The sequence below is a fragment of the Lacibacter sp. H375 genome, assembly GCF_037892425.1.
Lineage (GTDB): Bacteria > Bacteroidota > Bacteroidia > Chitinophagales > Chitinophagaceae > Lacibacter.
Genome location: NZ_JBBKTT010000001.1, coordinates 3,891,355 through 3,909,262 on the forward strand (window position 1 = coordinate 3,891,355; position 17,908 = coordinate 3,909,262).

At 40.0% G+C, this 17,908-nt stretch carries 12 protein-coding genes; 10 read left to right on the forward strand and 2 right to left on the reverse strand.

The genetic code is table 11. The annotated features are described in order from the left end of the window. Nucleotides 1–95: 95 nt before the first annotated feature. From WG954_RS16580 to WG954_RS16615, 8 genes are all read left to right on the forward strand, one after another. Nucleotides 96–1,238, forward strand: a complete 1,143-nt coding sequence (locus tag WG954_RS16580; protein WP_340437851.1) for a glycoside hydrolase family 26 protein — start codon at nt 96–98, stop codon at nt 1,236–1,238. A 92-nt stretch (nt 1,239–1,330) separates the two neighbouring features. Beyond that, entirely contained in the window at nt 1,331–3,160 is a 1,830-nt protein-coding gene (locus WG954_RS16585; RefSeq protein ID WP_340437852.1) for a sodium:solute symporter family protein, read from the forward strand. 17 nt (nt 3,161–3,177) lie between these two features. Further along, nucleotides 3,178–4,386, forward strand: a complete 1,209-nt coding sequence (locus WG954_RS16590) for a glycoside hydrolase family 130 protein (protein WP_340437854.1) — start codon at nt 3,178–3,180, stop codon at nt 4,384–4,386. After that, nucleotides 4,386–5,612 carry an AGE family epimerase/isomerase gene (locus WG954_RS16595; protein WP_340437855.1) on the forward strand — a complete coding sequence of 409 codons (1,227 nt, stop codon included), beginning with the start codon at nt 4,386–4,388 and terminating at the stop codon, nt 5,610–5,612. The genes WG954_RS16590 and WG954_RS16595 overlap by 1 nt, the downstream gene beginning before the upstream one ends. A 3-nt stretch (nt 5,613–5,615) precedes the next feature. Beyond that, the gene (locus WG954_RS16600) at nt 5,616–7,376 is read left to right on the forward strand and encodes an alpha-L-arabinofuranosidase family protein (RefSeq protein ID WP_340437857.1); all 1,761 of its coding nucleotides are present in this window, start codon (nt 5,616–5,618) and stop codon (nt 7,374–7,376) included. Nucleotides 7,377–7,413: 37 nt separating this feature from the next. Continuing rightward, entirely contained in the window at nt 7,414–8,496 is a 1,083-nt protein-coding gene (locus WG954_RS16605; protein WP_340437859.1) for an SGNH/GDSL hydrolase family protein, read from the forward strand. Nucleotides 8,497–8,537: 41 nt separating this feature from the next. After that, nucleotides 8,538–9,662 (forward strand): glycoside hydrolase family 26 protein, encoded by a 1,125-nt coding sequence (locus WG954_RS16610; protein WP_340437860.1) that lies wholly within the window; start codon nt 8,538–8,540, stop codon nt 9,660–9,662. After that, on the forward strand, nt 9,659–10,627 hold the full coding sequence (locus WG954_RS16615; RefSeq protein ID WP_340437862.1) for a glycoside hydrolase family 5 protein: 969 nt from the start codon (nt 9,659–9,661) through the stop codon (nt 10,625–10,627). The genes WG954_RS16610 and WG954_RS16615 overlap by 4 nt, the downstream gene beginning before the upstream one ends. 10 nt (nt 10,628–10,637) lie before the next feature. Here WG954_RS16615 and WG954_RS16620 read toward each other — a convergent pair whose 3' ends face one another. After that, nucleotides 10,638–11,345 (reverse strand): response regulator transcription factor, encoded by a 708-nt coding sequence (locus tag WG954_RS16620; protein WP_340437863.1) that lies wholly within the window; start codon nt 11,343–11,345, stop codon nt 10,638–10,640. A gap of 18 nt (nt 11,346–11,363) precedes the next feature. Further along, a complete protein-coding gene (locus WG954_RS16625; protein ID WP_340437864.1) occupies nt 11,364–12,812 on the reverse strand; it encodes a sensor histidine kinase in 1,449 nt (482 codons plus the stop codon). A gap of 169 nt (nt 12,813–12,981) precedes the next feature. On the opposite strand from WG954_RS16625, the gene WG954_RS16630 reads away from it, so the two are divergent. Together WG954_RS16630 and WG954_RS16635 are read left to right on the forward strand one after the other, a co-directional pair. Further along, nucleotides 12,982–16,077, forward strand: coding sequence for a SusC/RagA family TonB-linked outer membrane protein (locus WG954_RS16630; protein ID WP_340437865.1), 3,096 nt, complete (start codon nt 12,982–12,984; stop codon nt 16,075–16,077). A gap of 17 nt (nt 16,078–16,094) precedes the next feature. After that, nucleotides 16,095–17,897: a RagB/SusD family nutrient uptake outer membrane protein gene (locus tag WG954_RS16635; protein ID WP_340437866.1), complete on the forward strand. Its 1,803-nt coding sequence runs from the start codon at nt 16,095–16,097 to the stop codon at nt 17,895–17,897. The last annotated feature ends 11 nt before the right edge of the window (nt 17,898–17,908 follow it).

Sequence of the window (17,908 nt, forward strand, 5' to 3'; positions counted from 1 at the left end):
GAAGTAGAAATAAAGGAAGTGGATGTTTTACCCTGCAACTACAGGTAACAGAAAATAAAAAATAATCAGTCTCCTAAAATAATAAGTGCATTGGAATGAAGTACTGCCACCATAGCATTGTTTTTATTTCAGTTTTCTTTCTTATTAACTGCCAGGTAAAAGCGCAGCAGGATTTACCAACAGATAAAAAGGCAACAAAGGAAACAATAAACCTGTATAACAACTTGAAGAAATTAGCTTCAAAAGGTTTCATGTTCGGGCATCAAGATGATTTGGCTTATGGTGTTAACTGGAAGTATGTACCCAACAACAGCGATGTAAAAGATGCGGCAGGAGATTACCCTGCTGTGTATGGTTGGGAGATTGGCGGACTTGAATTGGATCAGAAAAAAAACCTTGATGATGTTCCGTTTGAAACCATGAAGCAATTGATTCTGCAAGGATACGAACGGGGTGGAGTCATTAGCATCAGTTGGCATGCATACAGTCCACTTGGCAATAAACGTAATGCGTGGGATACAACACACGGTACTGTTGCAACGATATTACCCGGCGCTGCAAATCATCAATTGTATAAATCATGGCTGGATAAAGTTTCAACTTTCCTTCATGCTCTCAAAGGAAAAAGAGGAGAGGCGATACCTGTACTGTTTCGTCCATTTCACGAGCTAACAGGAAGTTGGTTCTGGTGGGGGCAACGGCAGTGCACACCCGACGAGTTCAAAGCTTTGTGGCGCTTCACATTTCAATATCTGCAAAATGAAAAAAAGATCAATAATTTATTATGGGTTTACAATACATCAGGTGATTTTTCAACAGCAGGTGAATATCTTGAGCGTTACCCTGGTGATGATGTGGTGGATTTGCTGAGTTTTGATACTTACCAGTATGGAGATAGTTCAAAATCAAATTCATTTGCCGAAAAAACAAATCAGCTCTTATCCATTGTACAAACGATAGCAGACAAGAAAAATAAATTAACAGCGTTGGCCGAAACGGGCTACGAAGCTATTCCGCAAACAAACTGGTGGACAGATGTTTTGCTGAAAGCAATTGGCAACAATAAAATTTCCTATGTGCTGGTTTGGCGAAACCACGGCTATAACGAAGGCATGAAGAAGATGCATTACTATGCACCGTATAAAGGACAAACATCGTCAGCCGACTTTCAGAAATTTTATCAGCATGAAAAAACATTGTTTGAAAAAGACGCAGCAAAGGAAAATTTATACAAATAATGAAAAGTTTGGCAATCATAATCAATCGTTGGCGGGCTGATTCCTCAGTCTGCACTTTTAAACAACTATTTAAAGAAACGGAATTCCATTAGATGAAATTAAGTGTAATTGATATCAGTATTATTATCCTGTACCTCGTAACAATGGTTTTGCTTGGATGGTTCTTACGCAAAAAAGCTAGACTGAACAAAGAGAGTTATCTCATGGGAGGAAAAAAACTTCCATGGTACATGTTAGGTATGAGTGATGCATCTGATATGTTCGACATCAGCGGTACTATGTGGATGGTGAGTTTATGTTTTGTGTATGGTATTAAAAGCATCTGGATTCCCTGGCTCTGGCCCGTGTTCAACCAGGTGTTTAATATGATGTATTTATCCAAATGGTTGCGCCGTTCAAATGCAACAACAGGAGCAGAGTGGCTGGCAACACGTTTTGGTCTTTCCGGAAAGGGTGTAAAAGGTTCGCACAGTATTGTTGTGGCTTTTGCATTGATCGGTTGTCTTGGTTTTTTAGCATATGGTTTTATCGGCCTTGGTAAGTTCATTGAAATATTTGTTCCGTGGGAAATCGTGAAAGATTATGTTCCCTTTGATGTTGCGCCACAATATGTAGCACATGTATACGGAATTGTTTTTACACTCTTTGCAATGTTCTATTCCATACTTGGTGGCATGCATAGCATTGTGTTAGGTGATCTCATAAAATATGCGATCATGACGGTTGGTTGTATTGCCATTGCAGTTATTGCAATGATGCATCTTAACGGCAATACATTAAAACTGCCGGCTGGGTGGGATGACCCTTTCTTTGGCTGGAATCTCGGCCTTGATTGGACAGGAATTGTGAATGATGCTAATAAGAAAATTGCTGAAGATGGCTATGGTTTATTTGGCTTGTTCTTTATGATGATGCTATTCAAAGGAGTATTTGCAGCAGCTGCCGGCCCTGCGCCTAACTATGACATGCAGAAAATACTTTCAACAAAATCACCAAAAGAAGCATCAAAGATGACAGGTTTTGTTTCCATTGTGTTGTTGCCGGTTCGTTATTCAATGGTTATTGGTTTAACTGTGTTAGGCTTGTTGTATTACGATCAATTGCAATTAAGTGACGGAAGAGGGGGTACTGATTTCGAACGCATTCTACCTGCAACTATTAATAATTTTTTACCGATCGGTATCCTGGGGTTAGTGCTTACCGGTTTACTTGGCGCATTCATGGGAACTTTTTCCGGCACACTCAATGCTGCACAAGCTTATCTTATTAACGATGTGTATTTAAAATATGTAAACCCAACTGCATCCACCAAAAAGATCATCAACATGAATTACCTCGCAGGTATTGTGGTGGTGACAATTGGTGTAGTGCTTGGCTTCTTTGCAAAAGATGTAAACAGCATTTTGCAGTGGATAGTATCAGGTTTATACGGCGGGTATATTGCTGCCAATGTTTTGAAATGGTATTGGTGGCGCTTTAATGCCAATGGATTTTACATAGGTATGTTAACCGGTGTTGTCGGAGCAATGATATTCTCAAGATTGTTTAGTGGAATAGAGTTCTTATACTATTTCCCTGTCCTTTTCTTATTATCAGTTGCAGGTAGTTTCATTGGAACATACACCGCAGCTGCAACTGATATCGAAACACTCAAAACATTTTATCGCACAGTTCGCCCTTGGGGATTTTGGAAACCAATACAGGAACTGGTGCAAAAAGAAGATCCATCCTTTGAACCAAACCGACGCTTTAAGCTGGATATGTTCAATGTTGTATTGGGCATAATCGGTCAGTTATGTATGACTGTTTTACCAATGTACATTGTGCTTTCCATGCATTTACCGCTTATCATCACTATTATAATTATGCTTCTGATCATATTCATCCTGAAAAAAACATGGTGGAATAAACTGGAAGATTGAACTTTTAATTATGTATTATGTCTGAAAGATTTTACAACCGTCTCTCAAAGCTTGAAGAAGAATTGGAGCAATTGCTGAACAGGCAAAATCAACGGGAGGAAACAGGAAACGGCATCATTGACCGTTATAAGTATCCTGTATTAACAAATAAGCATACACCATTATTCTGGCGCTATGATTTGAATGAAGAAACGAATCCGCATCTCATGCTACGTTTTGGCATTAATGCGGTATTGAATGCCGGCGCTATTAAATGGAACAATAAATATCTTTTAGTTGCAAGAGTGGAAGCAGCAGATCGAAAATCATTTTTTGCAGTTGCTGAAAGTGCGAATGGTGTTGATCAGTTTCGTTTTTGGGATTATCCTGTAGTAATGCCAGAAACAGATGTGCCAGATACCAATATCTACGACATGCGTTTGATACAACATGAAGATGGTTGGATCTACGCATTGTTTTGCACCGAACGCCGGGACCCTGCTGCATCTGAAGCCGATCAGTCTGCCGCTTTTGCTCAATGTGGAATTGCTAGAACAAAAGATTTGTTGCAATGGGAACGACTAAATGATCTTGTAACAAATTCTGCACAACAACGCAATGTTGTATTGCATCCTGAATTTGTAGATGGTTGTTATGCGTTTTACACAAGACCGCAGGATAGTTTTATTGAAGCAGGAAAGGGTGGTGGTATTGGGTTTGGTTTAAGTAAGTCGATTGAGAAAGCTGTTGTTGAAAAAGAAGTTGTGATCGACAGGAAAATATATCACACTGTTTATGAACTAAAAAATGGTTTAGGCCCTGCACCCATCAAAACAAAACATGGATGGCTTCACCTGGCACACGGCGTGCGTAATACGGCCGCAGGTCTTCGCTATGTATTGTATATGTTTATGACAGATCTTCACGATGTGAAGAAAGTAACACATAAACCGGCCGGTTATTTTATGGCACCTGAAGGAGATGAACGTATCGGCGATGTGTCGAATGTATTATTCAGTAACGGATGGATTGCGGATGACGACGGTAAAGTATTTATTTATTATGCATCATCTGATACACGTATGCATGTAGCCACCACAACGGTTGAGCGATTACTCGATTATGTGATGAATACGCCTGAAGATGGTTATCGTTCGGCAGAAACAGTAAAAACATTAGTGAATCTTATCGATAAGAATCAATCAGAGGTATTGGTTCGATCCGGTTATGCAAAAAAGAACTTGTAATGGAATTGATGAGCGAAACAGAAATTACAGCGCCGCTTAAACTACAGCAATACAAAACTGAATTACAGGAAGAGTTGTCTCGTGTGCTTGATTATTGGATGAAGCATACAGTTGACCATGAGCACGGAGGCTTTTATGGCAGCGTAAATAACAACAACGAACCTGATACAACAGCAACAAAAGGTATTGTGATGATGAGTCGCATTTGCTGGAGTTTTTCAGCTGCTTATCGTTTCAATAATAAGCAAGAGTATTATGCAATGGCAGAACGGGCCTTCAATTACATATTCCAGCATTTTATTGATCGGGAACATGGTGCAGTCTATTGGTCGGTTGATGCAAAAGGAAATATGCTTGATGGCAAAAAACAAATTTACGGTCTTGCTTTCTGTATCTATGGCCTCACGGAATTTTATAAAATATCCCGTAACCCAACCGCACTGAACACAGCTATTGATCTGTACAATTACATTGAAGAAAAAAGTTTTGACACAGCACAGAATGGATATGTCGAAGCATTTACAAGAGACTGGCAGGAAATAGCTGATCTGCGATTGAGTGCAAAGGACAATAACGAACGAAAGACAGCCAATACACATCTGCATATTGTTGAAGCTTATGCTAATCTTTATACCGTGTGGCCAAAAGAAAAATTAAAAGAACGGATTACCAACCTGCTTCAGTTATTTCAACAGCATTTCATCAGCAAAGAACATCATCATCTCAATTTGTTTTTTGATGATAGCTGGAATCTGCGATCAACCTTACAATCATACGGACATGACATTGAAGCAGCGTGGTTATTGCAGGATTGTGCATCCATTATTCAGCATTCAACGTTGCTGCATCAGCTAAGGCAGCTGTCTATACCTGTTACAAATGCCGCAGCAGAAGGTCTTGACAAAGATGGTGGCATGTGGTATGAGTACGAACCTTCAAACAATCAATTAATTGAAGAAAAACATTCATGGCCGCAGGCAGAAGCTATGATTGGCTTTTACAATGCATATCAACTTACGGGTGATCAACATTATCTCGAAAACTCATTACGAAGCTGGGAGTTCATTAAAACATATATCCGGGATGATGAAAAGGGAGAGTGGTTCTGGGGAGTTCACCAAGATCATTCGCCAATGAATAAAGAGAAAGCAGGTTTCTGGAAATGCCCTTATCACAGCAGCAGGGCCTTGCTTGAGCTTGTGCATCGCATCAACAATACGATCTGATCAATGAATATAACACAACGTTTATCACTAGCCTTGCTGGGATTTGTTATCTGCAGCTTTTGCTTTTTTTCTGCTTGCAGAAAAAGTCCCGCCAGTCCAACGACGCCACCTGTTGGGCCGGTGAATCCGGATGATACAATAACTGTGAATCCACAGGTTGATCCTGCGGTTGCGGTTACCATCGGTTTTTTCATAGACGATTGGCAGGTAAAAAACTTCACGATTCCATCTGCAACAACGGCTGGTTCTGTTCCTGTTACGGCAACTGTTACGGTAACGATTGACCGCAGCAATGTTATCAGCAAAGTTCCAAGGTCGTTTGCAGGTAACAATTCGAATATCTGGATGACGCAGATGGTAACAGAAGCTCCTTTACTCGATCACCTTACCACATTGCATCCGCATCTCATCCGCTTTCCTGGAGGAAGCATCAGTGATATTTTTTTCTGGAACGCACAACCCAACATGGCACCAGCCGATGCACCTGCACAATTAGTGAAAGCAGATGGCAGCAGTGCTAATGCCGGCTATTGGTTTGGAAAAAATAGTGACAACTGGACACTATCCGTTGATAATTATTACAACATGTTACAGCAAACAAATAACAAAGGCATGATAACGGTGAACTATGGTTATGCACGTTATGGCACGGGAATAAATCCTGTTGCAGCCGCAGCTCATCTTGCTGCAGATTGGGTGCGCTACGATAATGGACGAACTAAGTATTGGGAAATAGGTAATGAAAATTTCGGTGATTGGGAAGCAGGGTATCGAATTAACACAGCAAATAACAAAGATGGTCAACCCGAATATTTAAGTGGCTTGTTGTATGGTCAGCATTTTAAAATATTTGCAGATAGTATGCGCAAAGCTGCACAGGAAATTGGCAAAATAATTTATATCGGAGCCGTTATGTCGGAAGCAGCACCACTTTCATGGTGGACAACTACAGCCAAAAACTGGAACAGCGGCTTGTTTAGTGGTGCAGCAAATACGCCTGATTTTTTTATTGTCCACAATTACTATACAAATTATCAAACAAATGCCAATGCAGCAGAGATCTTGAACACACCAATTCCAGTTACACAAACCATGATGGACTATGTAAAACAATCAATCACAACAGCAGGGCTTACCCAGAAACCAGTTGTATTAAATGAATGGAATATTTTCTCGACAGGATCAAAACAACAGGTATCACATATTAATGGGTTGCATGCTGTGATGGTACTGGGAGAGGCAATAAAAAACAAATTTGGAATGACGGCTCGTTGGGATTTGGCCAATGCATGGGACAATGGCAATGATCATGGCATGTTCAGCCAAGGTGATGAACCCGACGCAGTTCCTAAATGGACTCCAAGGCCTGCATTTTATCATATGTATTTCTTTCAACAATACCTGGGTGACAGGTTGGTCAGCGCAACCTCAAACTCAGCGGATATTGTAAGTTATGCTTCTTCGTTTACTTCAGGTGAAACGGGTATTACATTGGTAAATAAAAGTGCTGATGCAAAATCGGTTGAGCTTAGCTTTAAAAACTTCCGTAAGGGAAATAAATTCTACTGGTACACATTAACTGGTGGAGGAGACAATGGAGAATTTTCCCGCAAAACATTAGTGAATGGCGTCGGGCCAGCAATTGCTGCTGGTGGTCCGGCTAATTATAAAACCATTAGTCCTTTTTCTGCTCCTGCAACAGGAGTTATTAGAGTAACAGTTCCTGCGAGAGCTGTAGTTTGTATGGTGGTAGAGAAAAAGTAATCGAAGGAACTCCTTTATTTTAGTGTAATCAATCAAGATGAAAAAGATTTGTAGTATTCTTTTATCTGTTAGCTGGTTGCTGCATGCAACGGCAAAAGAAGCTGAGATGCAAACTTATCTCCCTGATCATGCATTTATCCAATATACAGGTCGAATTGATTTTAGAAATGCAGAGCTTCCACGTTTCTGGCAGCCGGGCGTTTATATCTCGTTTCGGTTTACAGGAAATGCATGTGAGCTGTTATTGCATGATGAAATGCTCTGGGGCAGTAATCATAATTACATTGAATTGATTGTTGATGGCAAAGCCATTCGCCTGCAAACAAAAACCAAGAGTGATACGCTTTCGGTTACACCATACTTAACAGCAAGTAAAGAACATAGTGTTATTCTCTGCAAGAACACTGAAGCGAATATTGGCTATATGGAACTGGCCGGCATACGTTGTGAAGAACTGCTGCGGCCGTTACTCAAACCTCAACGAAAAATTGAATGCATCGGTAATTCCATTACATGTGGCACCGGAAGCGATGCTAGTGAAGTTCCCTGTGGCAAAGGCAAATGGCAGGATCAGCACAATGCATGGTTCAGCTATGGCGCAATTATGGCGAGAAAGCTCAACGCACAATTTCATCTTTCATCGGTATCGGGCATTGGCTTAATGCGCAGTTGTTGTAACATGAACATTACAATGCCGCAGGTGTTCGATAAAGTAAACATGCGTAATGATACCATTACGTGGAATTTTAAAAACTATCAACCGGATGTAGTAACGGTTTGTCTTGGCCAGAACGATGGCATTCAGGATGCAAAAACATTTTGCCGTAATTATGTTTTGTTTATCCGTCAGTTACGGGTACATTACCCCAGCGCCACATTTGTCTTACTTTCAAGTCCAATGGCAAGTGAAACGTTAAAGGACTTTATGCGAAAAAGCATTACTTCTGTTATTAAAGAATTAAATACAAAGGGCGAGCGAAAAGTTCATTCCTATATTTTCAGTAAGCAATATAAGAACGGCTGTGACAATCATCCTTCATTGGAGGAACATGAGCAAATTGCTGAAGAGTTGACAGCTGCTGTCAAAAAGATCATGAAGTGGCAAACATCAATTGATTGAACACGTGGCGCTTGTGTAATGCATCACGAAAAGATATATACATGAAACAGATATTTTATTTCTTATTGCTGTTTTCTATTTCAACTGCTTCTTTTTCCCAAACGAAAATGAAGTTGATAGACCCGTTGGCAACAAAAGAAACAAAAGCATTATTTAAAAATTTACACAAGCTTTCACGAAACCATATCCTTTTCGGTCATCAGCATGCAACTGAATACGGGCATGGATGGGTTGGTGACGAAAACAGAAGCGATGTAAAATCAGTAACAGGTTCGCATCCTGCTGTTATTGGTGTTGACTTTAGTGGTTTATCAGGCCGACCGGAGAATATGATTGAAAAAGAGAAAGCTTCTCTTCGAAAAAATATCGCAGACACTTACAACAGAGGAGGAGTTACAACTGTTTCATGGCATTTTAATAATCCTGTTACGGCAACTTCTTTTTACTGGAATGATTCAACCGTTGCATCTGCTGTAAAGAATATTATTCCCGGTGGAACACACCACAAACAATACAAAATAATTCTCACAACCATTGCAGATCTGGCAAAATCAATCAAAGGCAACGATGGAAAAACTGTTCCAATGATATTCCGTCCGTATCATGAGTTTGACGGCGATTGGTTCTGGTGGGGCAAGAGCCATTGTACGATTGATGAATTTAAAACCCTGTGGCGATTTACAGTCACTTACCTGCGAGATTCATTGCAGGTTCATAATTTCATCTATGCTTTTTCACCCGATAATACATTTACGTCAGAAGAAGAATACCTTGAACGCTACCCAGGCAATGACTATGTTGATATGGTAGCTATGGATAATTATGGCAATTTTGGCCGTTATGGAACATACAATCTTGATTCAGGCTACCAGAAATTAAAAATCGTTTCTGATTTCGCTGTAAAATCAAATAAACTCGCTGCGTTTACTGAAACAGGTCTTGAATCAATTCCCAATACAACCTGGTGGACTGATAAACTGCTGGCAACACTACAACGTAGCAAACTAAAATTATGTTATGTGCTGGTATGGCGGAACGACAGTAAAAGCCCGACACATTACTATGCTCCCTTCCCGGGGCAGGTTTCAGAACAAAATTTTATTCAATTTTATAACGATCCCTATACCCTGTTTGAAAAGGATTTAAAAAAACTATATAAAAAATGATAAAGATTTTATTCATTTTTCTTTTAAGTTCATGTTGTTTTGCCGGCAAGGCTCAGCCGGTGAAAATACATGGACAATTAAAAGTTAAAGCAACACAGTTGGTTGATGCGTATGATAATCCTGTTGTATTACATGGGATGAGTTTTGGCTGGCATAACCTCTGGCCGAGATTTTATAATAAAGGCGCTGTACGTGAATTGGTCAACAAATGGAATAGTAATGTTGTTCGTTCATCAATGGGAATCGAGTTGAACGAAAGCGGTTATCTGAAAAGTCCGGATCAATCAATAAAGTTGATGAAGAATGTGATTGATGCATGCATTAAAGAAGGAGTGTACGTTATCATTGATTGGCACGATCATAATATACATACAAAAGAAGCTGTTGCTTTCTTTTCCATGATGGCGAAAGAATATGGTCATCATCCTCACATCATTTATGAAATATTCAACGAACCTGATTACGAAACATGGCCTGAAGTAAAAGCTTACTCCGAAGAAGTGATCAAAGCGATCAGGGCAAACGATCCTGACAATATTATTCTTGTCGGCTCACCTAAGTGGGATCAGGATATTCATTTGCCTGCAGCAGATCCAATAAAAGGTTATAGCAACTTAATGTACACGATGCATTTTTATGCAGGCACACATAAGAAATGGTTGCGTGATCGCACCGATGAAGCCATTGCAAAAGGATTACCCATCTTCGTTTCAGAGTGTGCTGGCATGGAAGCTACAGGTGACGGGCCGCTTGATCATGCAGAATGGAAAGCTTTTGTTGATTGGATGGATACACGTGGATTGAGTTGGGTAGCCTGGTCTGTATCAGATAAAAAAGAAACCTGTTCTATTCTTAACCCATCGGCAGCATCAAATGGGAAATGGAAAGACGCTGATGTGAAGGAGTGGGGGACATTGACCCGTGATTATTTGAAACGGTATAAGCCAGCCAAACAAAAAAAATGAGAGTACAATACTATGCTTCATCCTCAACATTGAATATATACCCCGCTCCATACACATTACTCAAACTTATCTTTTTCGATTGAGCAAATATCTTGCGAAGTCGTGAGATAAACACATCAAGGCTTCTGCCAAGGAAATAATCATTCTCTCCCCAAATGCGGATGAGAATATCTTCTTTCTTGATGCGCTTGTTTTTATTCTGGTAAAAGTATTCGATCAATTCTGCTTCACGGGTAGTGAGCTTGGTTGTTTTTTTATCAGGTGTTGTAACGGTGAGTTGTTCACGGTTGTACAAAATATCACCGATCATGTAGGATGAGAGTTGCACTTTTGGCGCCACAGCACCCGACGTCATCTTAAGAATATTTTTCAACTTTAATGCCAGTTCATCAATGTCAAAAGGCTTACTGATGTAATCCGCCGCACCAATATTTAATCCTGTAAGACGGTCTTTCTTTTCAGTTCTTGCAGTGAGAAAAACGAAGGGTATATGTTCTTTTATCTTTACAATATTTTCAGCCAGTTCAAACCCGCTTTTTTGCGGCATCTGAACATCCAGTAGACAAAGACCATATGTTGATGCATTTTCACGGAATGCTTTCAAGGCATTCTTCGGATTATCATACCAATCAATATCAAATCCTTTCGTCTCAAGATATTGTTTAATAAGACTACCCAGATCCTGTTCATCTTCCACAAAAAGTATTTTTTCTGTCATGTTCTTCTCATTAATACATTATACTTCACCCGATATAACAGGGATATAAATAATAAATTCCGTACCAATTTGTTCCTTGCTGATAACTTCATAGTCCCATCCGTGTGCATCAAGGCATTGCTTGGAATGATATAAACCAAGCCCTATGCCAGGCGCATTGCTTGTTACAAGCGATGGATTCCGATAAAACTTAAGAAACATTTTCCGTTTCACTTTATTGCTCATGCCATCACCATTATCTTTTATGCTGATCGCAAGGATCTGACTGTTCTTTGCATAAGTTGTTACAACGATCTCTTTTAACTGCTTGTGATTATACTTTACACTATTGTCCATCACATTCAATATGATCGATGTAAAGTGAAGTTTATCGAGTAAAACAAGATCATCGTTTGTTTTCTTTTCAAATGTGATATTTGCATTCGCCAGGTCAAGGTTGATGCGGTAATCAGAAATAATCTCCTCAAGTTCGTTGTTAATGTGATGTTTTTCCAGCACAAGCCTTATGGGCTTTTCACCACCAGTTTCAATTACCTGTTGCATCAGTATGGTAAGACGTTCACTTTGTCTCTTGATGATGTTATGAAGATTGTCAAGCTTTTGGCTCTTGATGATCTGATTTTCGTTTTCAATTGTTTTATTCGCAATGATAATCGTTGTTAACGGCGTTTGAAATTCGTGACTGATAGTATTGATAAAATCCGACTTCATTTCACTTGCTTTCTTTTGCCTGATCCAGTTGGCAAAAGTTAAAAAGAAAATAGTAAGAATCGCAATGATCGAAAACACTGAGAGCATTGTTTGCGGCAACGTTTTGTAAACAATCTGCTGTAATCGGTCTGGCCTGTCGCAATACAAAGCAAAATTCATACGATAGCTGCGGGCAGTTGTGGCACTTACTTTTAATGCAGATGCAAGTGTTTGCGGACTATAAGTTTCTAATGTGCCGCCGATCCTGGCTCCGTGATGTTGCAAATAGGGAACTGTTGTTCTATAATCCGGCTCAGTACTTGAAAAAAGTGTGAAGTATTGATTTGGCTCAATAGCAATAGCAAAATGCTCAATAAACAATGCATATTCAAGATTAGCGCTGAGGTTATGCTTCTTCTTGATGGAATCTAAAAATGCATCCATATTATTGGCTTCATTCAATGCTTTGAACAAGGTATCGCACAAACGTGCCGATAGATTCTTAAATGCATCGGTATTGTGTAGCGCAAACGTTGCAAGGTTATCAAACTCTTTGTAAAGAATACTGTCAATGATCTTTACGGCGCCGGGAAACACTTTGTCGTTTACAATGCTTTCCTCATAAGCCTTTTTAATGATCTTCTTTTCATCAGTATTATACACCTTTTCTTCAAGCTTGTAAATATTGCGGATATGAATCAACTGTACCAGGCAAAGAATGACTGTGCAGATAATTGCAATGATCTTAAATAAGAAAATCCTGTTTCCTTTAAGCATAATTGGTACAACGGTTTTACAAGCAGCAAGGAAAGTACAAAAAAACGGCATTCTGCCCACCAAACTTTTTACGTTAAGTATTCATTAACTATTTGTTCGGTTTGTGTTGACCACAGCATGATTTTATAAAAATTAGTATTGCTATCATTTTCTTAAACCAAAACTAATTATGAGCAAAACAATTGCATGTAAACCCTTTCTGTGCTTACTGCTGTTTTTCAGTTTCCTTGCTGCAAGGACAACTGCGCAAAACACAATACGTGTAAGCGGTGTGGTGAAAGACAGACTTGACAAAGTTATTTCCGATGTGAGTGTTACCATTCAGGGTAATAACAAGGCTGGCACTACCACCAATGAGAAAGGAGAATTTACTCTCCAGGTATCAGCCAGCGATGTGCTGGTATTTTCTTATGTAGGTTTTATTGAAGTTACCAGGCCGGTAAACAACAATCTCGTCTTCGAAATTATCATGGATGCTAAACAAGGCAGCCAGGACGAGGTTGTGGTAGTTGGTTTTGGTAAAGCGAAAAAAGTAAGCCTTGTTGGGGCGCAATCTACTGTAAATGTTACCGAGTTAAAACAACCCGTTGCTAATCTTAGTACGGTACTTGCCGGTCGTGTATCGGGTATCGTTGGTGTGCAACGTACAGGTTTACCCGGTGAGAATACAGCTGATCTCTGGATCAGGGGTATTTCTACCTTCGGGCCAAATGGTTCTGGTGCTTTAGTTATTATTGATGGTGTACAGGGTCGTGATATCAACTCACTCGATCCTGAAGACATTGCTTCCTTTACAATATTAAAAGATGCATCGGCTACTGCTGTATATGGTGTAGCAGGTGCAAATGGTGTAATTCTTATCAACACCAAAAAAGGTAAAGCAGCAAAAGCTGTGTTGAAGTTCAACTACAACCAGGGTATTACTGCTTTTACAAAACTTCCTCAATTAACAGGTGCTGAATCGTACATGCGCTTACGTAATGAAGCACGCATTGCTTCCGGTTTAGCAGCAGAATATTCACAGGCTTATGTTGATTCAACATTAAAAGGTAATCAGCCTTATCTCTATCCAAATGTTGACTGGATGAAAGAGATCTTTAATAACTCAGGTGTAACACGCCGTTTTAATTTTAGTGCGAGTGGTGGTGCTGAATTGGCGAACTACTATGTAGCGCTTGCTTATTATGATGAACAAAGCTTATTGAAATCTGATGGCTCACAGAGTTACGAATCAGATCAACGTTTCAAGCGTTACAACTTTACCAGTAACATTAATATGAACTGGACAAAGACAACAAAGTTTGATCTGGGTCTGCAAGGTTACATTACTAATTTAAATACACCCGGCTTTAATGCACAACAGGCTTTCAGAGAGGTGATGCAAACAACACCTATTCTTTATCCTGTAATGTATCCGGGAAATTTAGTGCCGGGTATAAACGCAGCAAATGCACAGCGTAACCCTTACGAAGAAATTACACAAACAGGTTATATAAACAACTCAAGCAACCAGGTGTATTCGAATGCTAAGATCACACAGGACCTGAAAGCAATATTACCGGGCTTGTCTGCTTATGCGTTGTATTCGTTTGATGCGTTTAACTCACAAACTATCAGCCGCACACGTCAGCGTAATACGTACAAAATAAATCCAGTTACACCGTACAATCCTGATGGCTCTGTAAATCTGTTGCCTGTTATTACTTCAGGTTCAGATAACCTCGCCTACGGAAGGGCAAATGGTGGTAACAGATCATACTATCTGGAAGCAGCGTTGAACTATGACCGTGAGTTTAAAAAAGACCATCGTGTAACAGGTTTGGTATTGTATAACCAACGGTCTTATATTGATGCATTTGCAGCTAATTTAACAGCATCACTTCCGTTCAGAAGTATGGGTGTTGCCGGACGTGGTACTTATTCTTTCCATGATAAATACTTTGCTGAAGTAAACTTTGGTTACAACGGTTCAGAAAACTTTGCACCCGAAAAACGTTTCGGTTTCTTCCCTTCAATTGGTGTGGGTTGGGTTTTATCAAGAGAAAAATTCTTTGAGCCATTAGAAGGCGTATTTCAATTCTTTAAACTTCGCTACTCAGATGGTTTAGTTGGTTCGGGTGCTGGTGGTCGTCGTTTTGGTTTCTTAACCATTGTAACAGACGGTGCAGCCGGTTACACATGGGGTAATGGTACAAGCAACCAGGGTAGTGGTGGCGGTGTGCAGATACAGGATTATGGAGCACCGGTACAATGGTCGAAGTCACGCAAGCAGGATCTTGGTATCGAATTCAAAACACTTGATTCAAGATTATCAATCATTCTCGATTTCTTTAAAGAACACAGAACAGGTGTGTTTCTTCAACGAGCAAGCCTTCCTTCTTATGTTGGTTTGAATAATAATCCGTTTGGTAACCTTGGTGTAATCAACAACGCAGGTTTTGATGCAACAGTTGAAACAACGCCATTCTATTGGGGACAAACCAAATGGGATTTCAGAGGAACGGTTACATATAACCGTGATATGATCATTGAAAATGATCAGCCAACTCAACCTTATCCTTATATGGAAAGACGAGGTTACAATGCGCTTTCAACTTATGGTTATACAGCGCTTGGACTTTTTGCTGATCAACGTGAAATTGATAACGCAGCTGATCAAAGTCCATTAGGCGGTAAACCAAGACCAGGCGATATCCGTTACAAAGATCTCAACAGCGATGGTTTGATCAACAACCTCGACATCAGTCGTATTGGTAATGGTGATGTTCCAAACTTTATCTATGGTTTTGGTTTCAACGTTGAATTTAAACGTTTCTATTTGGGTGCATTCTTCCAGGGCGTTAATGGCGCTGATCGTTTGTTGAGTGGTGACGGTATCATTCCATTTAATAACAGCACCGGTCCTGAACGCAGCAACTTACACACGATCGCTGAAAGCAGATGGACAGAAGCAAATCCTGATCCTAATGCATTCTATCCACGTCTTGCATATGGTAATGCAGCAAACAGAAATAATGCAGTTGCAAGTACATGGTGGGTAAAAGATATTTCATTCCTCCGTTTAAAAAGTCTTGCATTTGGTTACAACTTACCTGATAAATGGGTGAAGAAAATTGGCTTCAGAACTGCACAGGTTTACGGACAAGGTTTCAATCTTATTTACTGGAGCAAATTCAAGTTGTGGGATCCTGAACTCAACACTACAAATGGTGCGATCTATCCCAACACCAGAAACTTCTCTTTAGGTATTGAGTTTACCTTATAAACAACAAACGAACGAAAATGAAAAAAATACTTTCTATATCTCTGATCATGGCCCTTTTTTCACTCGGGTCATGCAAAAAATACCTGGATACAGTACCGGATAACATCCTCACCATTGACGATGTGTTTAAAACACGTACCAATGTGATCCGCTATATCGGTAATATTTACCAGGCTATGCCAAACGAATTCAATCAACGTTTCTCCGGATCTGAAAATTCAGGTAACTGGACGGGCGCATCTGATGAAGGCAAATACACATGGGATTTCAACTACAGTACCAATATCAATAAGAGCGCATGGGCCAATACCGATGGCAGCATTGCAACTTATTGGGACAACTATTACAGGGCTATCCGTAATTCAACAGATTTTATTCAGCGTATTGATGCTGCTACACCAGAGATCAGTGCCGCTGAAAAAACGATACTGAAAGGTGAAGCAAGAGCATTAAGAGCATTTTACTATTATCAATTGTTACGCATCTATGGCCCTGTTGTTATTTTGGGTGAAGACCTGATTCCTGTAGCAGCAACACCTGATGAAGTAAACCGTCCACGTTCAACATTTGATGAGTGCATCAACTTTGTAGTTGATCAGCTTGATAAAGCTTATACTGAACTGCCGGTTAATTCCGCAGTTGCAGGTAAGTTTACAAAAGGCGTAGTAAAAGCATACAAAGTGCAGGCGTTGATGTTATCGGCAAGTCCCCTCTTCAACGGCAATACTGATTATGCCACTTTGAAAAATGATGATGGTAAAAATCTCATCAACCAAACATACGATGCAAGCAAATGGGCAAAAGCAGCAACTGCGGCAAAAGAATTTCTCAATGAATTTGCTCCCGGTACGTATGATCTGTTCAGAGTAACTGATGCAAATCCATTTAAAGCAGCCTACTTGTCAACTCGTGATGTCATCATGCAGAGCTGGAACAAAGAATGGATCTTTGGACGTTCTAACTCAGGTTATGGTCTGCTCCGTTACGATCGTACACCATTCCATGCAGGTTATGCAAGCCAGCGTGGTGCAGGCGCTAACGGTGCCACGCAGGCACAGGTAGACGCTTACTTCATGGCAAATGGCAAACCAATTACCGATCCAACTTCAGGTTATACAGCAACTGGTTTCAGCAGTTTCCAGGCACCATATGATAACACAACACGTTCAACATTTAATCAATGGGTAAACCGTGAGCCTCGTTTTTATGTAGGCATTACTTATACCAATAGTGTTTGGTTATATCCTGATCAGAATACAGGTAACCTCATTGTTACCAATATGGAATTTTCAGGTAATTCAGGTCTCGCACAAAGTACATCAGATGTTACACCAACCGGTTATATCATACGTAAAGGTGTTGCCAATACTGATGATGCAAGAGGTAATTTGTATTTACGTCTCGGACAAATTTATCTTGATTATGCTGAAGCATTGAATGAATCAAATCCTGCTGATGCTGACATTTTAAAGTATCTCAACTTCATTCGTGAACGTGCAGGTGTTGCGCAATATGGTGCGGGTGTTAATCCATTACCCGTTCCTGCATCACAAGTCGAAATGCGTGCAGCTATCCGTGCAGAAAGAAGGGTAGAGCTTGCGTTTGAAAACGTTCGCTATTTCGAAACAAGAAGATGGAAGATTGCTGAACAAACAGATGCCGGTCCTTTTTATGGCATGGACAGAACAAAGAACGGTTCAGCTTTCTACACAAAAACGTTGCTTGAAACAAGAACTTTCCGTAAGAGAGATTACTTATTCCCAATCCCTGCAAATGAAGTGTTGCGTAATCCGCTCATTAAACAAAATACAGGTTGGTAATTCATTCAATT